This window comes from Chryseobacterium sp. 14P4.3.2 (assembly GCF_057799275.1).
Window position 1 is genome coordinate 704,344 of the sequence record NZ_JBYOKO010000001.1, and the last position, 19,508, is coordinate 723,851.

The 19,508-nt window shown below is 35.2% G+C and carries 15 protein-coding genes; 9 read left to right on the plus strand and 6 right to left on the minus strand.

Features of this window, described 5'->3' with window-relative positions; genetic code table 11:
• Positions 1-2: 2 nt before the first annotated feature.
• The 6 genes from AC27VX_RS03310 to AC27VX_RS03335 all read left to right on the plus strand — a co-directional run bounded on the left by AC27VX_RS03310 (position 3) and on the right by AC27VX_RS03335 (position 8,051).
• Positions 3-635, plus strand: a complete 633-nt coding sequence (locus AC27VX_RS03310; RefSeq protein WP_236857151.1) for a hypothetical protein — start codon at positions 3-5, stop codon at positions 633-635.
• Entirely contained in the window at positions 632-1,420 is a 789-nt protein-coding gene (locus tag AC27VX_RS03315) for a sensor histidine kinase (protein WP_300687624.1), read from the plus strand. The genes AC27VX_RS03310 and AC27VX_RS03315 overlap by 4 nt, the downstream gene beginning before the upstream one ends.
• Before the next feature lie 341 nt (positions 1,421-1,761).
• A complete protein-coding gene (gene eno, locus AC27VX_RS03320; RefSeq protein WP_236857153.1) occupies positions 1,762-3,054 on the plus strand; it encodes a phosphopyruvate hydratase in 1,293 nt (430 codons plus the stop codon).
• Between the two features lie 81 nt (positions 3,055-3,135).
• Positions 3,136-4,422 (plus strand): citrate synthase, encoded by a 1,287-nt coding sequence (locus tag AC27VX_RS03325; protein ID WP_236857154.1) that lies wholly within the window; start codon positions 3,136-3,138, stop codon positions 4,420-4,422.
• A gap of 312 nt (positions 4,423-4,734) precedes the next feature.
• A complete protein-coding gene (locus AC27VX_RS03330) occupies positions 4,735-5,796 on the plus strand; it encodes a helix-turn-helix domain-containing protein (protein WP_488693826.1) in 1,062 nt (353 codons plus the stop codon).
• 80 nt (positions 5,797-5,876) lie between these two features.
• Positions 5,877-8,051, plus strand: a complete 2,175-nt coding sequence (locus AC27VX_RS03335) for a TonB-dependent receptor domain-containing protein (RefSeq protein WP_488693828.1) — start codon at positions 5,877-5,879, stop codon at positions 8,049-8,051.
• Positions 8,052-8,088: 37 nt separating this feature from the next.
• Here AC27VX_RS03335 and AC27VX_RS03340 read toward each other — a convergent pair whose 3' ends face one another.
• Positions 8,089-8,247: a hypothetical protein gene (locus AC27VX_RS03340; RefSeq protein ID WP_236857157.1), complete on the minus strand. Its 159-nt coding sequence runs from the start codon at positions 8,245-8,247 to the stop codon at positions 8,089-8,091.
• Positions 8,248-8,537: 290 nt separating this feature from the next.
• Between AC27VX_RS03340 and AC27VX_RS03345 the strand changes: the two genes are divergently transcribed.
• From AC27VX_RS03345 to AC27VX_RS03355, 3 genes are all read left to right on the plus strand, one after another.
• The gene (locus tag AC27VX_RS03345) at positions 8,538-9,452 is read left to right on the plus strand and encodes a dimethylarginine dimethylaminohydrolase family protein (protein ID WP_488693830.1); all 915 of its coding nucleotides are present in this window, start codon (positions 8,538-8,540) and stop codon (positions 9,450-9,452) included.
• A gap of 226 nt (positions 9,453-9,678) precedes the next feature.
• Complete coding sequence (ctlX, locus tag AC27VX_RS03350) at positions 9,679-10,602, plus strand: citrulline utilization hydrolase CtlX (protein ID WP_236857159.1); 924 nt, start codon at positions 9,679-9,681, stop codon at positions 10,600-10,602.
• Between the two features lie 160 nt (positions 10,603-10,762).
• Entirely contained in the window at positions 10,763-12,517 is a 1,755-nt protein-coding gene (locus AC27VX_RS03355) for a discoidin domain-containing protein (protein WP_488693832.1), read from the plus strand.
• A 48-nt stretch (positions 12,518-12,565) separates the two neighbouring features.
• Here AC27VX_RS03355 and AC27VX_RS03360 read toward each other — a convergent pair whose 3' ends face one another.
• From AC27VX_RS03360 to nadD, 5 genes are all read right to left on the minus strand, one after another.
• Positions 12,566-13,426 carry an alpha/beta hydrolase gene (locus tag AC27VX_RS03360; protein WP_236857161.1) on the minus strand — a complete coding sequence of 287 codons (861 nt, stop codon included), beginning with the start codon at positions 13,424-13,426 and terminating at the stop codon, positions 12,566-12,568.
• Between the two features lie 78 nt (positions 13,427-13,504).
• Positions 13,505-15,757: a TonB-dependent receptor domain-containing protein gene (locus AC27VX_RS03365; RefSeq protein WP_488693834.1), complete on the minus strand. Its 2,253-nt coding sequence runs from the start codon at positions 15,755-15,757 to the stop codon at positions 13,505-13,507.
• A 44-nt stretch (positions 15,758-15,801) separates the two neighbouring features.
• Positions 15,802-18,063, minus strand: a complete 2,262-nt coding sequence (locus AC27VX_RS03370) for an outer membrane beta-barrel family protein (RefSeq protein ID WP_300688572.1) — start codon at positions 18,061-18,063, stop codon at positions 15,802-15,804.
• Between the two features lie 240 nt (positions 18,064-18,303).
• On the minus strand, positions 18,304-18,645 hold the full coding sequence (locus tag AC27VX_RS03375) for a DUF3817 domain-containing protein (protein WP_236857164.1): 342 nt from the start codon (positions 18,643-18,645) through the stop codon (positions 18,304-18,306).
• Between the two features lie 256 nt (positions 18,646-18,901).
• Positions 18,902-19,486, minus strand: coding sequence for a nicotinate (nicotinamide) nucleotide adenylyltransferase (nadD, locus tag AC27VX_RS03380; RefSeq protein ID WP_488693837.1), 585 nt, complete (start codon positions 19,484-19,486; stop codon positions 18,902-18,904).
• Positions 19,487-19,508 lie beyond the last annotated feature (22 nt).

The following is a 19,508-nucleotide window of genomic DNA, read 5'->3' on the forward strand; positions in this document are numbered from 1 at the left end:
AAATGGGAATTATTTATAAAATAATACTATTATTTGTAACAATAAAAGCTATAGTTTTGGGCAGAAAGTATTCTCTTTCTGCTCAAGGCTATTTAATGATCTATTTATTAATTACATTCTTGAACGAAACCATATCATGGCTTCGAGATCTTATTGATGAAAATTCAAAGAATGGCCTTCAGTATAATATTTACATTATATTCTCAATTATATTTTTTTATTTTTTTTTCAAAAAAATATTTAAATCCTGGCTTAAGCATGTTTTTACTGTCTTTTTTTTATGCAGTATCATTTATATTTTAATATTTACGAACTTTTATAGTACTGATTTTGATAGCAGGCTGGGAATATGTTTGGTTACTTATTATATTATTGTTTCTCTTTTTTGGTATTACCAGAAATTAAATACTAAAGTGATATCAAAAATCACTGTTGATCCTAATTTTTGGGTTTCTACCGCTCTTTTATTATGGAGTAGTTTTTCGCTTTTTAGAATTATTCCGATGTACTTCCTTGAAATTGAAGATAAAGTATTTTTAGGACAGCTTAAATTTGTTTTGAATCTCATAAATGGTATTACTTATTTTTTATTTTATGTGGCACTTATTAAATATGAAAAACAATTAGATGCATGACACAAATTCAAGATGATATGAAGCTTGCCTATATTGTTGCAATTGCAATAATGATGCTCTTTGTGCTATTCATCATCTTTGTTGTTATAACATACAACCGAAAACAACTCCTTTACTTAAAAGAGCAGCAACTTAAAGAAGCCGAACACCAAAACCAGCTCCTTCAGAAAGAACTTGAAAAACAAAAATCAATAGAGCAGGAACGTGAGCGCATTTCCCATGATATGCATGACGATCTCGGCGCGGGTATTTCTGCATTGAAACTTCAGGCAGAATTTCTAAAACAGAGAGCAGAGGATATCGATTTGCAGAATGATATTGACGAGTTGTTGAAAACCTCAGAAGAAATGAATATTTCTATGCGCGAAATGCTTTGGAGCCTCAATTCCGGAAATGATACCTTGGGAAGCTTTACAGAGTATGCTATTCAATATGCAGATAATTTTCTCAAAAAAACAAAAATAAAATTATCGTGCGAAAGTGTTGATATCATTTCAGAGACTTCTGTTTCAACAGAACAGAGAAGAAACCTGTTTCTCTGTTTAAAAGAAGCCCTTAATAACGCTTATAAACACAGTGAGGCAGATTACCTAAAACTTTCATTTATCCAAAATGTAAATGTTTTTACGATAGAAATATCAGATAATGGCAAGGGAATCCCGAAAGAATATCAGGAAGGAAACGGCCTTAGGAATATGAAACGGAGAATGCATAAACTGAATGGGAATTGTGACATCTTATCTGAAAATACAGGAACCCGTTTATTATTCAAAATGACATTATAAAATAACAACTCATTAAGTAAAAACAACATCATTTGTAAGGGTGTTGTTTGAGGACATAGATCATTTTGAATCCTGATAGAAAATAAATTATGAATGCATAAAACCCGATAAAATATCACCTAATTTTTTAATGACTGAAATGCTCTCTTATTTTATAAAACTTGAAGTGTTTTTTATTTTTATACTTTAATTTATTAATAGGATTTAACGAATACAATTATAAAGGTTATCATAATATAAATTAACTAAAATTTAACTTGCATTTATTTCAAAAAAATCCCTCGAAATGGCCCTGAAAGTTTAATTTTGATTAAATTTGTATAAACTAAAAATAATAAAAAATGAGTGCAATTTCTTACATAGAAGCAAGACAGATTTTAGATTCCAGAGGTAATCCCACCATTGAAGTAGATGTATTTACAGAAAGTGGAGCAATGGGACGTGCTGCTGTACCTTCAGGAGCATCTACAGGAGAACATGAAGCAGTAGAATTACGTGACGGAGGTTCAGACTACCAGGGAAAAGGAGTACTGAAAGCTGTTGAAAATGTAAAAGAAATAATTGCAGAGAATTTAGTTGGACAGCCAATTTTCGAACAAAACTATATCGATCAGATTATGATTGATCTTGACGGAACGGCTAACAAAGGAAATCTTGGTGCGAACGCTATTTTGGGAGTTTCTTTAGCAGTAGCAAAAGCTGCCGCTGCAGAATTGGGGATGCCTCTATACAAATATGTAGGTGGTGTAAACGCTAATACACTTCCAGTTCCAATGATGAACGTTATCAATGGTGGATCTCACTCTGATGCACCTATTGCATTCCAGGAATTTATGATCATGCCGGTAAAAGCAGATTCTTTCTCTCATGCATTGAGAAAAGGAACTGAGATTTTCCATAACCTTAAATCTATTCTTAAAGGAAGAGGTCTTTCTACAGCAGTAGGAGACGAGGGAGGTTTTGCTCCTACTTTCAACGGAACTGAAGATGCTTTGGATACTTTACTTCAGGCCATCGAAAAAGCTGGATATAAGCCAGGTGATGATATCATGTTGGCATTAGACTGTGCAGCTTCAGAATTCTACAAAGACGGAACGTACGACTACAGAAAATTCGAAGGAGATAAAGGAGCTCACAGATCAAGAGAAGAGCAGGTTTCTTATCTTGCAGAATTGGCTAATAAATATCCAATCATCTCTATCGAAGACGGTATGCAGGAAGATGACTGGGAAGGATGGAAAATGTTAACAGATAAAATCGGAGACAGAGTACAATTGGTAGGTGATGATTTATTTGTAACCAACGTAGACAGATTATCAAGAGGAGTAAAAGAAGGTATTGCCAACTCAATCCTTGTAAAAGTAAACCAGATCGGTTCTCTTTCTGAAACAATGGCTGCAGTGCAGATGGCTCAGAACAACAAGTTCACTTCAGTAATGTCTCACAGATCAGGAGAAACTGAAGATGCTACAATTGCTGATTTAGCAGTAGCAATGAACTGCGGACAGATCAAAACAGGTTCTGCTTCAAGATCAGACAGAATGGCAAAATACAACCAGTTGTTGAGAATTGAAGAAGCCCTTGGCGAAACAGCAATTTTCCCAGGTTTAGAAGCATTTAAAATTAAAAGATAATTGAATTTATAAATAACGGCAAGCGATATTTTTTGTTTGCCGTATTTTATGGAAAGTAGTATATTTAAAAAAAAATAAATAATGTCAGACAACAAAGTAATATTGAATTACGACGGTAATTCATATGAATATCCAATCGTGGATAGTACTATCGGAGACAGAGGGATTGATATTTCAAAATTAAGAGACCAGACAGGTTTGATCACTCTGGATTTAGGTTACAAAAATACTGGAGCTACCATTAGCGACATCACTTACTTAGACGGAGATAAAGGAGAGTTATTCTACAGAGGTTATCCAATCGAGCAGATTGCTGAGAAATCTAACTTTACAGAAGTAATGTATCTTTTATTACATGGAGAATTGCCTACTCAGGATCAGTTTGCTTCATTCGACAATAATATTAAAAAATATAACTTCATCGCAGATGAGATGAAAAAGATCATTGATGTTTTTCCTCGTTCAGCTCACCCTATGGGAGTTTTATCTTCTATGACTTCCGCATTGACAGCTTTCAACCCAAAAGCAGTTAACGTAAACTCTAAAGAAGAAATGGATCATGCTGCTGAGCTAATGATCGCTAAGTTCTCTCACCTTTGTGCTTGGACATACAGAAAAACTCAAGGTTTACCATTAAACCACGGAGATAACAACCTAAGCTATGTAGAGAACTTCTACAAAATGGCATTCAGATTACCAAACGCTGATTTCGAAATCGATCCGGTAGTTGTAGGTGCTTTAGATAAATTGCTAATTCTTCACGCTGACCACGAACAAAACTGTTCTACTTCTACAGTAAGAATGGTAGGTTCTGCACACACTGGTCTTTTTGCTTCAATCTCTGCTGGAGTATCTGCTCTTTGGGGACCACTTCACGGTGGGGCTAACCAGGCCGTAATTGAAATGCTTGAATTGATCGAGAAAGATGGTGGTGACGTATCTAAATATGTTGCTAAAGCTAAAGATAAGAATGACAGCTTCCGTTTAATGGGCTTTGGTCACAGAGTGTACAAAAACTTCGATCCAAGAGCAAAAATTATCAAGAAAGCTGCTGACGATATCCTTACAGCATTAGGAATCCAGGATAAAGCGCTTGATATTGCAATGCAGTTAGAAAGAGTTGCTCTTGAAGATGAATATTTCATCGAAAGAAAACTATATCCAAACGTAGACTTCTATTCAGGGATCATCTACAGAGCATTAGGAATCCCTACAGAAATGTTTACAGTAATGTTTGCATTAGGCAGACTTCCGGGATGGATTTCTCAGTGGAAAGAGATGAGATTAAAAGGAGACCCAATCGGAAGACCTAGACAGGTTTACCAAGGTGCTCAGGAAAGAAATTACATCGATATTTCAAACAGATAATATTTTTTTTTATCATATAATAATCCCAAAGCTTGCTTTGGGATTATTTATTTTCCAGATCAGCAATTGGATTTCAGAGCATTCATTTAAAAAGCATAGTTCAAACGTGTAATTAGAATAGATCTTTTGTAGAATATGTATATCTTATTGAAATTGAATCTAATTAATGATTAAATTTACTTTTACAAAATATAGGTTTCGGATAAAGCCGGATGAATGATATGTATTGATTAAACGGGCTAAATTCCGTTTCTATTGGACAGGGATTAATGTAATTTCTTCAGCCTGTATTTAAAATAAAACTATTTGATCATGACTTTCGGAGAACAAATGTTATTTTTCTTTAGCGCAGTAGGAGCATTCAATGGACTTCTGCTAGGGATTTATTTGCTATCCTTTAAAAAACTGAAATATCTGCCGGATTTTTTCCTGGGACTGTTGCTGTTGATGCTTAGTTTAAGAGTAGGCATTTCCGTATGTATATACTTCTATCCGGATTGGCCGAGAATAATTCCTCATTTAGGACTATCCGCGTTATTTTTCACAGGCCCCGCTTTGTACTATTATGTGAAATCTTCCTTTCAGCAACAACAATTTGATTTGAAAAGCTGTAGAAAGTGGTTTGGAATATTCACATCTATTTTGGGAGCAGTAGGATTACTGTATGTGGTTTTTCCCGTTACCTGGGAGCATTATTTTGGAACCTTTATTTATACCGTGTGGGCTGGCTTTGTGTTTTATACCCTCTATCAATACTATATTTTTTCAAAACAGAATAATAAAAACCCGAACAAGTTTGTTTTCCCGGTTCTCCTCAGTAATGTGATCATCTTTTTGACCTATCAGTTGATTTCTACTGGCTGGATACAGATCTACTGTGCAGGAGGAAGCCTGGTATTTTCATTTGTACTGTATGCCAATTTTTTGATTTTATTCAGTAAAAAAGAAGAACAGCTTCCGGTAAAGGAAACTGAAAGATATTCTAACAAAAAAATATCAGAAGAACAGGCAGAGAATATTGTGTCAAGATTAGAAAGACTAATGGACGCCGAAGAACTTTATAAAAACCCAAACCTTAAGTTGAATGATCTGGCTTCCAGAATGAATATGTCAACCCATCAGCTTTCCCAGTTATTAAATGATAATCTGGAAAAAAGCTTCTCTCTCTACATTAATGAATACAGGATCAATGAAGCCTGTGAAAAAATAGAAAGTGGCTCCTATTTAAAGATTGAAGAAATCGGATATGAAGTAGGATTTAATTCCAAATCGACTTTTTTCTCTACCTTCAAGAAGATTAAAAATACAACCCCTCTTTTATATAAACATTCGCAAACCTTTATTGATACGGGATTGCAGAGTTCAAATTTATAATTTCGTACTGCGGAATTTTAATTTCAAAACCTCATTTCTACAACAAGCCAATACTTTTGACTTCATAAAATTTACGATTTATGATGATCAAATTATGGTTTTTACTCTTACTGTTGCTTGTCTCAATTTCTGGAAGAGCACAGGACACTGTAAAAGGAAAAGTTTCAGATTCTCTGGCTGGCTCCGCATCTAATACCACCAATATTTCAGAAGTCATTATTCAGTCAGCTCCACGAAGTATAAAAATGAATGATGGGAATCTGGTAATGACTGTTGCTGGAAATAAAGACTTTAAAACATCCACCCATCTTCTTGATGTTTTGAGAAAAACGCCTGGTGTTACAGTAGATCAGGAAAGTGGAATTTTTATCGGGGGAAGAATCACTCCCGCTATCTTTATTGATGGGAAGCCTGTTGTGATGGGTAACCAGGAGTTACAGGCATACTTACGGTCTTTATCACCCGAGATGATAGAATCTGTAGAAGTGAATGCCAACCCTTCGTCAAAATATGATGCAGAATTTAAAGGAATTATTGATATTAAACTAAAAAAAAATGCCAACCTCGGCTGGAAGGGAAATTATAATGGTAATGTATATATCAATAAGTACAATTACAGGGAAAATACGGTTAATATTTCTTACAATACAGGAAATACAACTTATAATCTGCAGACAGGATATAACGAGGGAGTTTCAAGCTATCGATATAACGCACTGCAGCGGCTGGCAAATACCAATATTATGCGTACCAATACCAATCAAAAAGATTATAGTAAAACCTACAGTATTCAGGCCGGTGCAGATTTCAGATTAAATGAAAAAAATAGAATAGGCTTAAATCTGAGATCCAATTTCCGGGAAAGCGAGCGTACCCGTGCAGGATCACTTTATACAACTGATAAAAATGAGGATCAGTTGATCTTTAATACCACCAGTGAAAATCCTATAGCTTATTCACAGGATAATTATGGGATCACAGCTGATTATTCATTGCAAAATAAAGGATTTAAACTCAGTTTTCTAGGGAATTATCTTTCCGTTGTCAATAAGCAGAAAGATGATTTTATCAATAGAGATCAACCTGCCAATGATCTCTTATCCTATTGGAAGTCTGATCTCTTTAATAAAATTAATATTTATAGTACACAGATCGATGTTTCCCAGAAAATTGGAAATGCAGACATAGAAGCAGGAATTAAATACAGCGATTCAGATACAAACAATAATATCAGATATGATACATTATCCGTAGGAGATCAATTTGCTTTTGACCGTACAAGAAGCAATGTATTTTCATATCAAGAAAAAATAACGGCAGGTTATCTTGCTTACAGGCAAAAATTTGGAAAAATTCAGATCAATGCAGGATTGAGATTCGAAAATACAAACAGTATTTCCAATGCTGTTACTATTGATTCTATTGTTTCAGTAAACTACCTGAAATGGCTGCCCTCTTTAAGCCTGAACTATACTTTTAATAAATCCAGTGAACTTTCCCTTTCCTATAGCAGACGAATTACAAGACCAGGATTTTCACAGCTTAACCCATTCCGGGTTTATTATAGCCCTTTAAATTACTGGATAGGCAATCCTTATTTGCTGCCTTCTTTTACAACTCAGATCAAAGCAACTTATCGCTATAAAAACTGGATCACAAATTTTACAGTTGGAAAAGAAAAGGACGTAATGACGCGATATCCTATGTACAATCCGGAAACAAATGTATTGGAATATTTGGGAACTAATCTTCCTTATAGAAATTTTGCGGCCCTTGAAACCAGCTTTCCGGTTAGAATTATGAAATGGTGGAATTTGACCAGCCAGATTACAGGATATTACAATTATGAATTCAGACCTTATTTGAATGAGGTTTTTGCACTGAATATTTACAATTATGAAGTGAGAATAAACCAGGTATTTTCTCTTCCAAAAGGATACACAGTTAACCTGTTTGCCAATTATGAATCCAAAACGGGAAACAGCCTTTACATCATCAAGCCAAGATACAGCATAGATCTGTCAATTCAGAAATCATGGTTTGACAATCAGTTAAACACAAAAATCGGGTATAATAATCTCCTTGATTCTTATGACCAGAAATTGGAATTCCGGCATAAAAAGATTATGGATAATCGCCTTACACACTGGTGGGATAGCAGCCGGTTGGTCATTTCGGTTGGTTATAACTTTGGAAGCGCAAAATATCAGGTAAAAGAAACGCAGAAAACGGAAGAAGAAAACAGAGCCAGATAAAAGTAAACCTGCTTGAAAAAGCAGGTTCTTGATTTTATTATGGGCAGTAACATTTGTCACAAGTCCAGATAAAGCACTTGCCATTATCATCCCATTCGCAGCATCTTCTGCCGGCTATAGCTCCTCCCATTACAGTTTTCTGTTGTTCTCTTCCTAGTTTTTGTGCATTTTTCAGCACAGAATTGTTCTTGTTCATGATTTTGTTGTTTGATGTTAATAGTAAAGTTTTATGATGTATAATTTCGCGAAAATTATATCACTAATGTATGAAAATATTTTAATAAACAGGATGTGATTTATGATTATATGTAGATGGAACATAGTAGTTTATAGACTTTTTTCAGAGAAAATAGAATTGAAATAGAGAAAAACAAATAAAAATCATAAAAGTATTCTCCCGTTATAGTCAAATTTGAAGGAGAAAATAGAACAAAAGTTTTCCAGATAGAGACCTTTACTTATATTTGTAGTATTGCATAAATCTTTATGAGACTAAACATTAAAAACGAAACGGGCAGGCTGAAGTCAGTAGTGCTAGGTCAGCCTAATTCATTGGGGGCGGTCCCCACATTAGAGGAAAGTTATGACGCAAAATCATATTACTCAATCGAACACAATATGTATCCCAAAGAAGAGGATATTATCAATGAAATGAATGCTTTTGAAGCAGTTTTGAAAAAGTATGACGTTGAAGTGCTGCGCCCAAGCATTATCAAAGATTATAATCAGGTTTTTTCACGAGATGTAGCCTTTGTGATTGACGATAAAATGATTATCTCCAACGTGATTGCAGACAGAGCAGACGAACAGGAAGCATATAAAAGCGTTTTTGAAAAGGTAGCATGGAGAAAAATCATCAATCTTCCGGAAACAGCCCATATTGAAGGTGGAGACGTCATCGTATGGAATGATTTTATTTTCATAGGAACTTGCTTCAGCGAAGATTACAGAAACTATAAGACGGCAAGAACCAATGAGTATGCCATTGAAATCTTAAAAGAATACTTTCCAAAGAAAAGAATCATTGATCTTGAACTGAAAAAAAATGATAAAGTACCTTTCGAGGGTATTCTGCATCTTGACTGCACTTTTAATCCGGTAGGAGAAGATAAATGTATTATTTATAAAAACGGATTCGTGGATGAAAGTGACTATCGATTAATCATTGATATTTTCGGAGAAGAAAACTGCTTCCATATCAATGATGAAGAAATGTTTGAAATGTTCCCGAATATATTCTCTATAGCTCCGGACATTGTAGTGTCCGATAAGACCTTCACAAGAATGAATAACCATTTGAGAAACGAATGGGGAATGACTGTAGAAGAAATTCCTTACAGAGAAATTTCTAAAATGGGCGGTCTGTTGAGATGCTCTACCATGCCGTTGGTAAGAGAATAATAAAAGTTTCAGAGTAAAAGAGTTTTTATAGGTGATATTGGAGATGATTTTTGATCTTAAAGAATAAACAAGTTCAAAGGTCAGATTTGATCAGCATTTAAAAGTATTTTAAAAAAAATATTCCCCCCAATAAGAACCAGATTACTTAAAAGACCGAAAGATTATAAAGGTTATAAGAAGTATACTCTCAAACCTTCATATATTAACACCCTCAAACTTAAAAACAATGCAAACAACAGATACAGTATTAATGATAGAGCCGATTGCATTCGGTTACAACGCAGAGACAGCGAAAAATAATTACTTTCAGGTAGAACAGGCCGGTTCAGATATTCAGTCAAAAGCTTTGGCAGAGTTCAATACTTTTGTCGGGAACCTGAGAGGCAGAGGAATTAATGTAATCACTATAAAAGATACCCTGGACCCTCATACACCTGATTCCATTTTCCCAAATAACTGGGTAAGCTTCCATAAAGACGGAAAAGTGGTTTTGTACCCTATGTTTGCGTCAAACAGAAGAGTGGAAAGACGAGATGATATCATTGAAAGTATCAAAGATCAGGGATTTGAAGTTACTGAAATTGATGACTGGTCTTTTTCTGAAACGCAGGGACATTTTCTGGAAGGAACAGGAAGCATGATTTTTGACCACGATCAGAAAATTGCTTATGGTTCAGTTTCTTTAAGGCTGGATGAAAATCTGTTCAGAGAATTCTGTGAAAAATATGGTTTTACGCCAGTTGTTTTCCATTCTTATCAGACTGTGGGAACAGAAAGACTTCCTATTTACCATACCAATGTAATGATGTGTGTGGCAGATAAGTTTGTTGTCATCTGTCTTGATTGTATTGATGATGAATTGGAAAGAGAAAAGATAATCGAAACGATCAAGAGTTCAGGAAAGGAAATTATCGAAATTTCTGAAGAGCAGATGCAGCAGTTTGCTGGAAATATGCTTCAGGTTCAAAATAAAGACGGTGAAAAATTTCTGGTAATGAGCCAGACTGCTTATAAGTCTTTGACATCTGGGCAGGTAGCTGCGATTGAAAAATATTGCGAAATTATTTATTCTGACCTGAATACTATTGAAGTAAACGGAGGAGGAAGTGCAAGATGCATGCTTGCTGAGGTTTTTCTTCCGAAAAAATAATCATTCTCAATTAAAAATTTAAACTTCTGACTTTATTTATAAATTCAGAAGTTTTTTTATAGGATCTCCTGAAATTTTTACAGTATCCCCACTGATAGAGTATGGATTTAGAAAACCAAAAAAAGTTAGCTAACTTTGTCTTAATTTTTAAAATCTGAAAATGAGACAATACTTTTTATCATTAGCAATTTTTTTTGGAATGATTGTAGGAGCACAGCAGAAAACCTTCTGTAATCCAATCAACATCGATTATGGATATACACCTTTTGAAGTTTTTTCCACACAGGGAAAACATCGTGCTACAGCAGATCCGGTGATTGTCAATTTTAAAAATAAACTTTTCCTTTTCTCAACCAATCAAGAAGGATATTGGTACAGTGATGATATGCTGGACTGGAAGTTTGTAAAAAGAAAATTCCTCAGAGACAAAAAATATATCCATGACCTTAATGCTCCGGCAGTGTGGGCAATGAAAGATACATTATACGTTTACGGTTCTACCTGGGAGCAGGATTTTCCGATCTGGAAAAGTACTAACCCTACTAAGGATGACTGGAAAATAGCTGTAGATACTTTGAAAGTAGGAGCATGGGACCCGGCATTTCATTACGATGAAGATAAAGATAAACTTTACCTGTATTGGGGCTCAAGTAATGAGTGGCCGTTGCTGGGAACTGAAGTGAAAACCAAAACATTGCAGTCTGAAGGCTTCGTAAAGCCAATTCTTAGGTTAAAACCAGAAGATCATGGCTGGGAGAGATTCGGGGAATATAATGACAACGTTTTTCTGCAGCCCTTTGTAGAAGGAGCATGGGTGACCAAGCACAACAATAAATATTATATGCAGTACGGAGCACCGGCTACTGAGTTTAGTGGCTATTCTGATGGGGTATATGTGAGTAAAAGCCCTTTAGAAGGATTTGAATATCAGCAGCACAATCCGTTTTCTTATAAACCGGGAGGTTTTGCAAGAGGAGCCGGGCATGGGGCCACTTTTGAAGATAATTACAAAAACTGGTGGCATGTTTCAACCATTTTTATTTCTACTAAAAATAATTTCGAAAGACGACTGGGAATCTGGCCGGCAGGGTTTGATAAAGATGATGTAATGTACTGTAATACAGCGTATGGAGACTATCCTACTTACCTTCCGCAGTATGCACAGGGAAAAGACTTTGCCAAAGGACTTTTTGCAGGATGGATGCTGCTGAATTATAACAAACCCGTTCAGGTTTCTTCTACTTTGGGAGGATATCAGCCAAACTATGCGGTGGATGAAGATATCAAAACGTACTGGAGTGCAAAAACAGGAAATTCAGGAGAATGGTTTCAGACAGATCTTGGTGAGGCGTCCACTATCAATGCTATCCAGATAAACTATGCAGATCAGGACGCTGAATTCATGGGGAAAACATTAGGGAAAATGCATCAGTATAAAATTTATGGTTCAAATGATGGGAAGAAATGGAATGTAATTGTTGATAAAAGCAAAAATACAAAAGATGTTCCCCATGATTATGTTGAACTTGAAAAGCCTGCCACTGCAAGGTTCCTTAAAATGGAAAATCTGAAAATGCCTACAGGAAAATTTGCTTTGAGCGGTTTCAGAGTCTTCGGAAAAGGAGGAGGTGAGAAACCTAAAAAAGTGGAAGGATTTGTACCTTTAAGAGCTGATCCTAAGAAGTACGGTGAAAGAAGGAGTATATGGATGAAATGGCAGCAGAATCCCGAAGCAGACGGATATGTGATCTATTGGGGAAAATCTCCGGATAAATTATATGGAAGTATTATGGTATATGGTAAAAACGAATATTTCTTTACAGGGGCAGACAGAACAGATGCTTATTATTTCCAGATTGAGGCTTTCAATGCCAGCGGAATGTCTGAAAAGACTGAAATTGCAAAATCTGAATAGATAAGTTATAGATACAAAAGGTAGCACGCTTTAACGAATTAAGGCGTGTTATTTTTTATCAATACGTTGGATGAATTTTTCAATTTGGTCTATCAGAAATTTTCTATTTGGAATTTTGTCCCAATCCAGATGACCTCCGTTAAACTCATATGATTCATGCATCACATTATTATTAACTAACGCTGAATCTAATATTTTTTCCTGTGTAAGAGGGATAACGCGGTCCGTTTTTCCATAATAAGAGAGAGTAGGGGGTGAGGTTTTGGTTATCCAGTGTACCGGACTTCCAAAATCAATAGCTGAGGTCTCTGAAGGAAGTATATTAGGATCAATCAGATGCTTTTCCACAAAAGGATAATCTTCATATGTTGCAAAGCCGGGATCTGAAAGATCAGAAGGGCCTACAATATTGATCACTGCTTTTACCTTTTTATCTGCATCAAAATGATAAGCATACATCATAGAAAGATGTCCGCCCGCACTATTTCCCAGAAGAATCAACCGGGGGTTGTAATTCAGCTTCCTTTCGATAAAAGCTATGGCACTTTGGATATCAATCATCTGATTTGGAATGGCGTATTGAGTAGTGGAAGCCAGTCTGTAATTCATATTGACAAAAATATCATCAGGAAACCTCTGCATCATACTAAGCGTGAATAAGGTGAGTTGAGATTTGTTTCCGCCACGCCAGCCGCCGCCATGAATAATGATAAATACATTTCTGTTATTATCAGATTTTTGATGAGGTATATAAAGGTCCATACTCTGCTCAGGAGCATTGCCATAACGGATGTTCTCTTCCTTATCAAAGCTGATAGTATTGCCAAGGCTTACCTTTTTCTCTTTACAGGCTGTGGATAGAAAAAAGAGGCTCGCAAACACAAAAGTGAGAAATATTTTTTTTTTCATAGATATTAAAGATAAAAAACCCGCTGAACAATCAACGGGTTTGTAATAAAAATAATTAAATATGAAGAATGATAACTTTTATCTTGTTCTGTTTTTGATGGAGTCAGATGCTCCTTCAATATCTCTCACTTTTTTTACCTTTTGGTTTCCGAAGTTGTAGGTCATGCTTATCATTACATTTCTGTTGTAACGGTTTTGGTGGATATAATTATAATTTCCGTTATCCTGCTGATCTTCTATTTTGATGATATTGGTATTTAAAATATCATTGGCATTGATCGCAAAAGTCCAGTCGTTCCACATCTTTTTGATGCTGAGGTCTAAGCTCATTAAGCTTTTCAATGTTCCAAGCTCAATCTGCTGTTTGTCTACAAAGAAATAATTGATCCCAAAGAACCAGCTTTTCTTCTTATCAAGACGAATGGTATTATTGGTCTGGATCAAAAGACTGGTAGATTTTGTTTTATTGGTATAAACAATATCTTCCCCCTTCTCATTTCTGAACTTATCGCCTGTAGTAGGATCCGTGTCAAGGCTTCCATTATTGATATTGTGCTGGACTCCGATATTGAAATTGGTCGTCCAGTATTGTTTGAAAAATGATTTCTGAAGACCTACCATTGCAGACATTTCCTGCTTATTACCAAAATTGGTTCTGATATATCTTAATACCGGATTTTCTCCTACTTTACCATCAGGCGATACCGGATATCCCTGTAACGGAACCTGTGTGATAGCATCCTGAATATAAGAATGATTTAAAATCAGGAAGTATGAATTTTTGTACATATAAGTAAGCTCCTGATTATAAGTTGAAGAAGCCTTTACGAAAGGGTTGTTTTGTGTATAATTGGCTTCAGTCAGAATATTTCTTACCGGATTCAGCTCCCAGAAGCTTGGCCTTCTCATTCTGCTTGAAAAGGAATAAGAGATATTGTTCTTATCATTGACAGCATAATTAAAACTTAGATAGGGCAGTAGATTATTATAATTTCTTTCAATCTTTTTAAGTGCCTCCGTAGGTGCATTATCAGAAGTTCCAAGACTATTGGTGATCTCATATCGGGCCCCAACTTTTCCTGAAATTTTATCAGATAATTTCTTTTCTATGGTTACATAAGCACCGTAGATATTTTCATCATAGATAAAATGATTGGGCCTTGGATCAGGAGCCAACAGAGGATCATAAGAATAAGTAATATTTTTCGAATCGTTATCTGTTTTCGTTTTATTATAATTTCCACCTACTGAAACTGTCAGATCATTTTTGAACTTTTGAATATAATCCACCATACCGGAGAAATTATTAATGATCTGGGGGAGACTTTGTAAAACCTGCATAGTCCCTTTTTTTACGTCCATGTTTACATCTGAAAGAAAAGTCTGATTGTCAATATTCTGGAACCTTCTGTAGTTAAGATAGGCTGCGTTCAGATTCAGTTTGCTGCCTAAAGAGTCTGTTTTTAATTCATAATTTAAATTCAGGGAATTATTGTATGATCGTGTATTCTCTCTATTTTTGGACCAGGTATATTTTGTTTCCTTTTCAGTCCTGATCGTATTAAACAAATCTACGGTTGAGTTATCGCTTTTATTGGTCCATGTATTATAGGACAATGCAAGATTGCTTTTATCATTTATCTGATAATCGATATTCAGATAACCGCCAATATTTTTATTCGGATCATCAACGTTACCTTTAGATTCATTAGAGGTAGTTGCAGTACCGTTTCTTAAAATATAAGTTTGTGGCTCAATATTTTCCCCGCCGCTTACATTCGCGCTTATTCCCAGTTTATCCTTTCTGTAGTTAGCAGAGAAGCTGGCCTGGCTTGCATTGTATTTATTCTGAGTATTAGACATTCTCATATTTCCGTTAAGGCCATCACTCATCTTTTTCTTTAAAATGATATTGATGATCCCATCCGAAGATTCTACCTGAAACTCGCTTCCGGGAACCGTAATAACTTCAATTTTCTGAATATTTTCTGCCGGAGTATTTTTAAGAAACTGAACCAGAGAATCAGCATCCATATTCGTTTTTCTTCCGTTGATATAGATAATTGCATTATTTTTTCCTGCAATTTTTAATGTTTTATCGTCTGTTGATGATAATAATGGAGTCTGCTTTAGAAGATCAAAAGTAGTATTACCTTTAGCTACAGGAGACGCTGCTACATCATATACAAAACGGTCGCTTTGCTTTTTGAAAACCTGCTTCGTAAGCGTAATGCCTTCTATGCTTTTGGTTTTTACAGTGTCAGATTTCTTTTCCTGAGCTGCTGCGCAGGTTCCGAATATGATTACAATGGACAAAAGTATACGTTTCATGTTTGTTTTTTTAAGAGTGGTGAAGTGATATGAGGCTTTAAAAATTAGGTTCTTGATTTTACAGCGTCATTAGCTGATTTCATTTCCCTTGCTTTTTTCAGTTTCTGATTTCCGAAATTATAGGTAACTCCGATATTTAGTAATCTTGGATAGTTGAAGTTGGTTATATTATTAAATTTTCCGTTAGGCTGTACTCCTTTAACACTGTAAAAGCTTTGATTAAACAAGTCGTAAACTTCTGCTACAACCGTCCAGTCGCCTATAATTTTTTTGAGAGTGATGTCAAAACTCTGTCTGGCTCCTATCATACCACCTTCCATGGCTGTCTGGCTTGCAAAAAAGTAATTAACACCTAAGAACCAGTCCTTTTTAGAGGAAAGCCTGATTGTGTTATTAAATGTAGCAGACATATTATAGTTTTTAATGTCAATGATATAAGGATCTACTACTTCCGTTTCATCCGGTCCAGGTCTGGAAGTAGGATCTTCCAACACTGCCCCTTTGAAGGTTACATACCCCAGGTTCACAGAATAGTTCGTTGTCCAGATGTCTTTGAACCAGGATTTGTTCATTCCCAGAGTTAAGCTAAGTTCTCTGTTACTTCCATAATTGGTTCTTATATATCTCAGGAATCTTGTTGTTTGCATGATTTTATTCCCTTCTGGATCATATATATAATTTCCTTTATCATCTTTTACAGGAGCAGTTACAGTTCCCTGTAAAGGAAGCATATCAGAAGCGGCGGCATCTTCTACCATATTAAAACTCAGATTGGCATAGAATGCATTTTTATACATATAGTTCAGTTCCTGATTATAAAATTTGGATGCCAGTATAAAAGGATTGTTCTGTGTATAATTGGTTGGCGTGAAGTATGTTCTGGAAGGGTTCAGTTCCCAAAATCTTGGTCTTCGGATTCTGCTGGAGAAAGTATAGCTAAGGTTATGGTCTGAGCTGATTGCATAATTTAAATTAAGATATGGCAGCAGGTTATTATAATTTCTTTCAAAACCGGTTTTGTCTACGATATCTCCCGTGCTTCTGGTCATTTCATAACGGGCTCCGATTTTTCCGAATAACTTTTCTGTCAGCTTTCTTTCGTAGTTTAGGTAGATTCCCAGAATATTTTCTTTATAAATGAAATGGTTCGTCTGAGCAGTATCTATTACAAAATTTTTATCCTCAAATTTATCCTGTTTCGTATCATTATCAGTGTTGGTTCGGTTGTAGCTAATCCCCATCAGCCATGTTTCACCTTTGGAAGTCTTTTTCAGATAATCTATATTAGCCGCATAGTTGTTGATAATCTGGGGTACAGACTGATGCAGGGCAGAATAATCATTACCTTTTACATTGTTTAAAGGAAAAGTTTCGTTGAAACTTACTTTATCCCTGTTGAACCATAAGTAGGAAACATTAGAAGTAAGCTTACTGCCCAGTGAATCTGTCTTTATTTCATAATTTAAATTGAAAGAATGATTTCTGGTCTGTGCATCTTCATTATTTACAGTTCTGTTTGTTAAAATCCCATTTTGGAAGTTGGTAATATCCAGAATAGAATTGAAACTTTTGTTGTATCTCATATTATAAGAAAATCCGATACTTTGTCTCTTACTGATTTCATAATCAAGATTGAAACCTCCTCCTACTGTTTTGTTGGGGTCATCATTAGATCCATAAGACTCATTTTTGAAAGTTGAATCACCATTAGACAATGTATATCTTTGTCTTTCAGTCCAGCTTCCCGTTCTGAAATTAGAATTTCCCGACCACTTTCCCTGTCTGAAGTTGAAAGACGCTCCAGCAGAAGGATTGTTATAATGAGCCTGTTCATTCTGCATTTTCAGAGTACCATTATAGCCGTTATTTTTGCTTTTTTTCATAACAATATTAATAACGCCTTCCTTAGATTCTACCTGAAATTCACTTCCCGGAACGGTAATGACCTCAATTTTCTGAATATCTTCTGATGGAGTGGACTTTAGCATTTCAATCAATGCCTCAGCATCCATATTTGTTTTCTTATTGTTGATGTAGATGACAGCATCAGATTTTCCCAGAATCTTCAATGTTTTTCCATCCACACTGGATATCATTGGAGTTTGCTTCAAAAGGTTGAATGTATTGGTTCCCTTGGCAATAGGTGAGGATGCTACATCATAAATCAGGCGGTCACCTTGTTTTTTGAAAACCTGTTTCTTGATATTGACTGCCTCAATAGTATTTACTTTCAAGCTGTCTTTTTTCTGCTGGGCTGTGATCAGTCCGCTGAAAAGTAGGGCTGCAATGAGAATTTGAGTTTTCATGATTATTATTTTTAGTTTAATAGCTTGTATCGTTTGTTATTTTACATTGCAAAGATATATAATAAATTTAGTATCATGCAATACAAAGTACTTGAAAATATTTTTAAATGAATTTAAAACGTTGATTTCCAGTAGTTAAAATTTATTCAAAAAAAATGATTGCTTTACCTTTCTGTATAATAAGACAACTGTAACAATAATTTTGTTACAGTAAAAAATGAAATTTTATGAAAAAAAATGTTATTCTCTATCGAATCGGGCTAGTTTTTTATCTACCCAAATAGTTGCAAAAGGGAAAAAAGCGGCTAATAATGCGAACACAAAGTCTTCATCATCCCACTTAAATATTTTTCTTACAGGCAGACAAAATAAGAGATAAAGACTAAAAAATAATCCGTGGATATTTCCCACAATAATAATGAAAATAGTAGGAAGAAGACCTTCATCGTCATATCTTTTCCAGATCATCGCAACCCCGTACAAAAGAAAACAGGTAATTGCTTCTGCTACGCAGATCTGTTTAAACCACTTAATGATTTTTTCCTGAGAATATTTTGAGAAAAATTTTTCGATGAAGTTCATAATTAACGTTATGTTATGGCTACGGATATCTTGCTTTAGACTGGATAGCCTTTAGAGGTCATACGTGTCCATGGATGTGATAAAATAATTTTTATAATTCTTTTCAAACAGTACTTTGTATTTTCATTGGTTATAGCATGTGAGCCTGTCCTGTGTTTCTATGAGTTACTTTCCTTGTTCATAGCTTTAGGAAATGTAAAGGTATGACATTGTACAAGTACCAGAAAAAATAAACGGATAACATTTCTCATGCCTCTTAGTGATAGAAATTGCTTCCGTCCAGATATTCAAAAACTTCAGGGGGAAGCATCGGTCTCACATTCTTTCCTTCTTTAATCATAGTACGGATCTCTGTCGCAGACAATTCTATGACAGGAGCTTTTATCAGAGAAATATTTTCATGCTGTAAATATTCAGAATGTTTTTTCTCATCTTCGAACACTCTTGGATAAACAATAATGTGATGATTTTTGATAAGCATATCAGAATTCTTCCATTTGTGAAGACTTTCCAGATTATCTTCACCCATAATAAGACTGAAAGAATAATCCGGGTGCCTTTCATGAAGATAGGTGAGGGTGTCAATAGTATAGCTTGGCTTGGGTAGAGAAAATTCTACGTTGGAAGCCCTCATATTCGGGTAATTCTTTACCGCAAGCTGTACCATGTCCAGTCTGTTGTGGTCTTTCAGTAAAGATTTTTTGTCTTTGAAAGGGTTTTGTGGACTGACTATAAACCAAAGCTCATCCATATCAGAATTTTCCAGAATATAATTAGCCAAAATAAGATGTCCAATATGGATTGGATTAAAAGATCCGAAAAATAAACCGACTTTTTTCATTTGTTTAGCAAGCAGATGATGA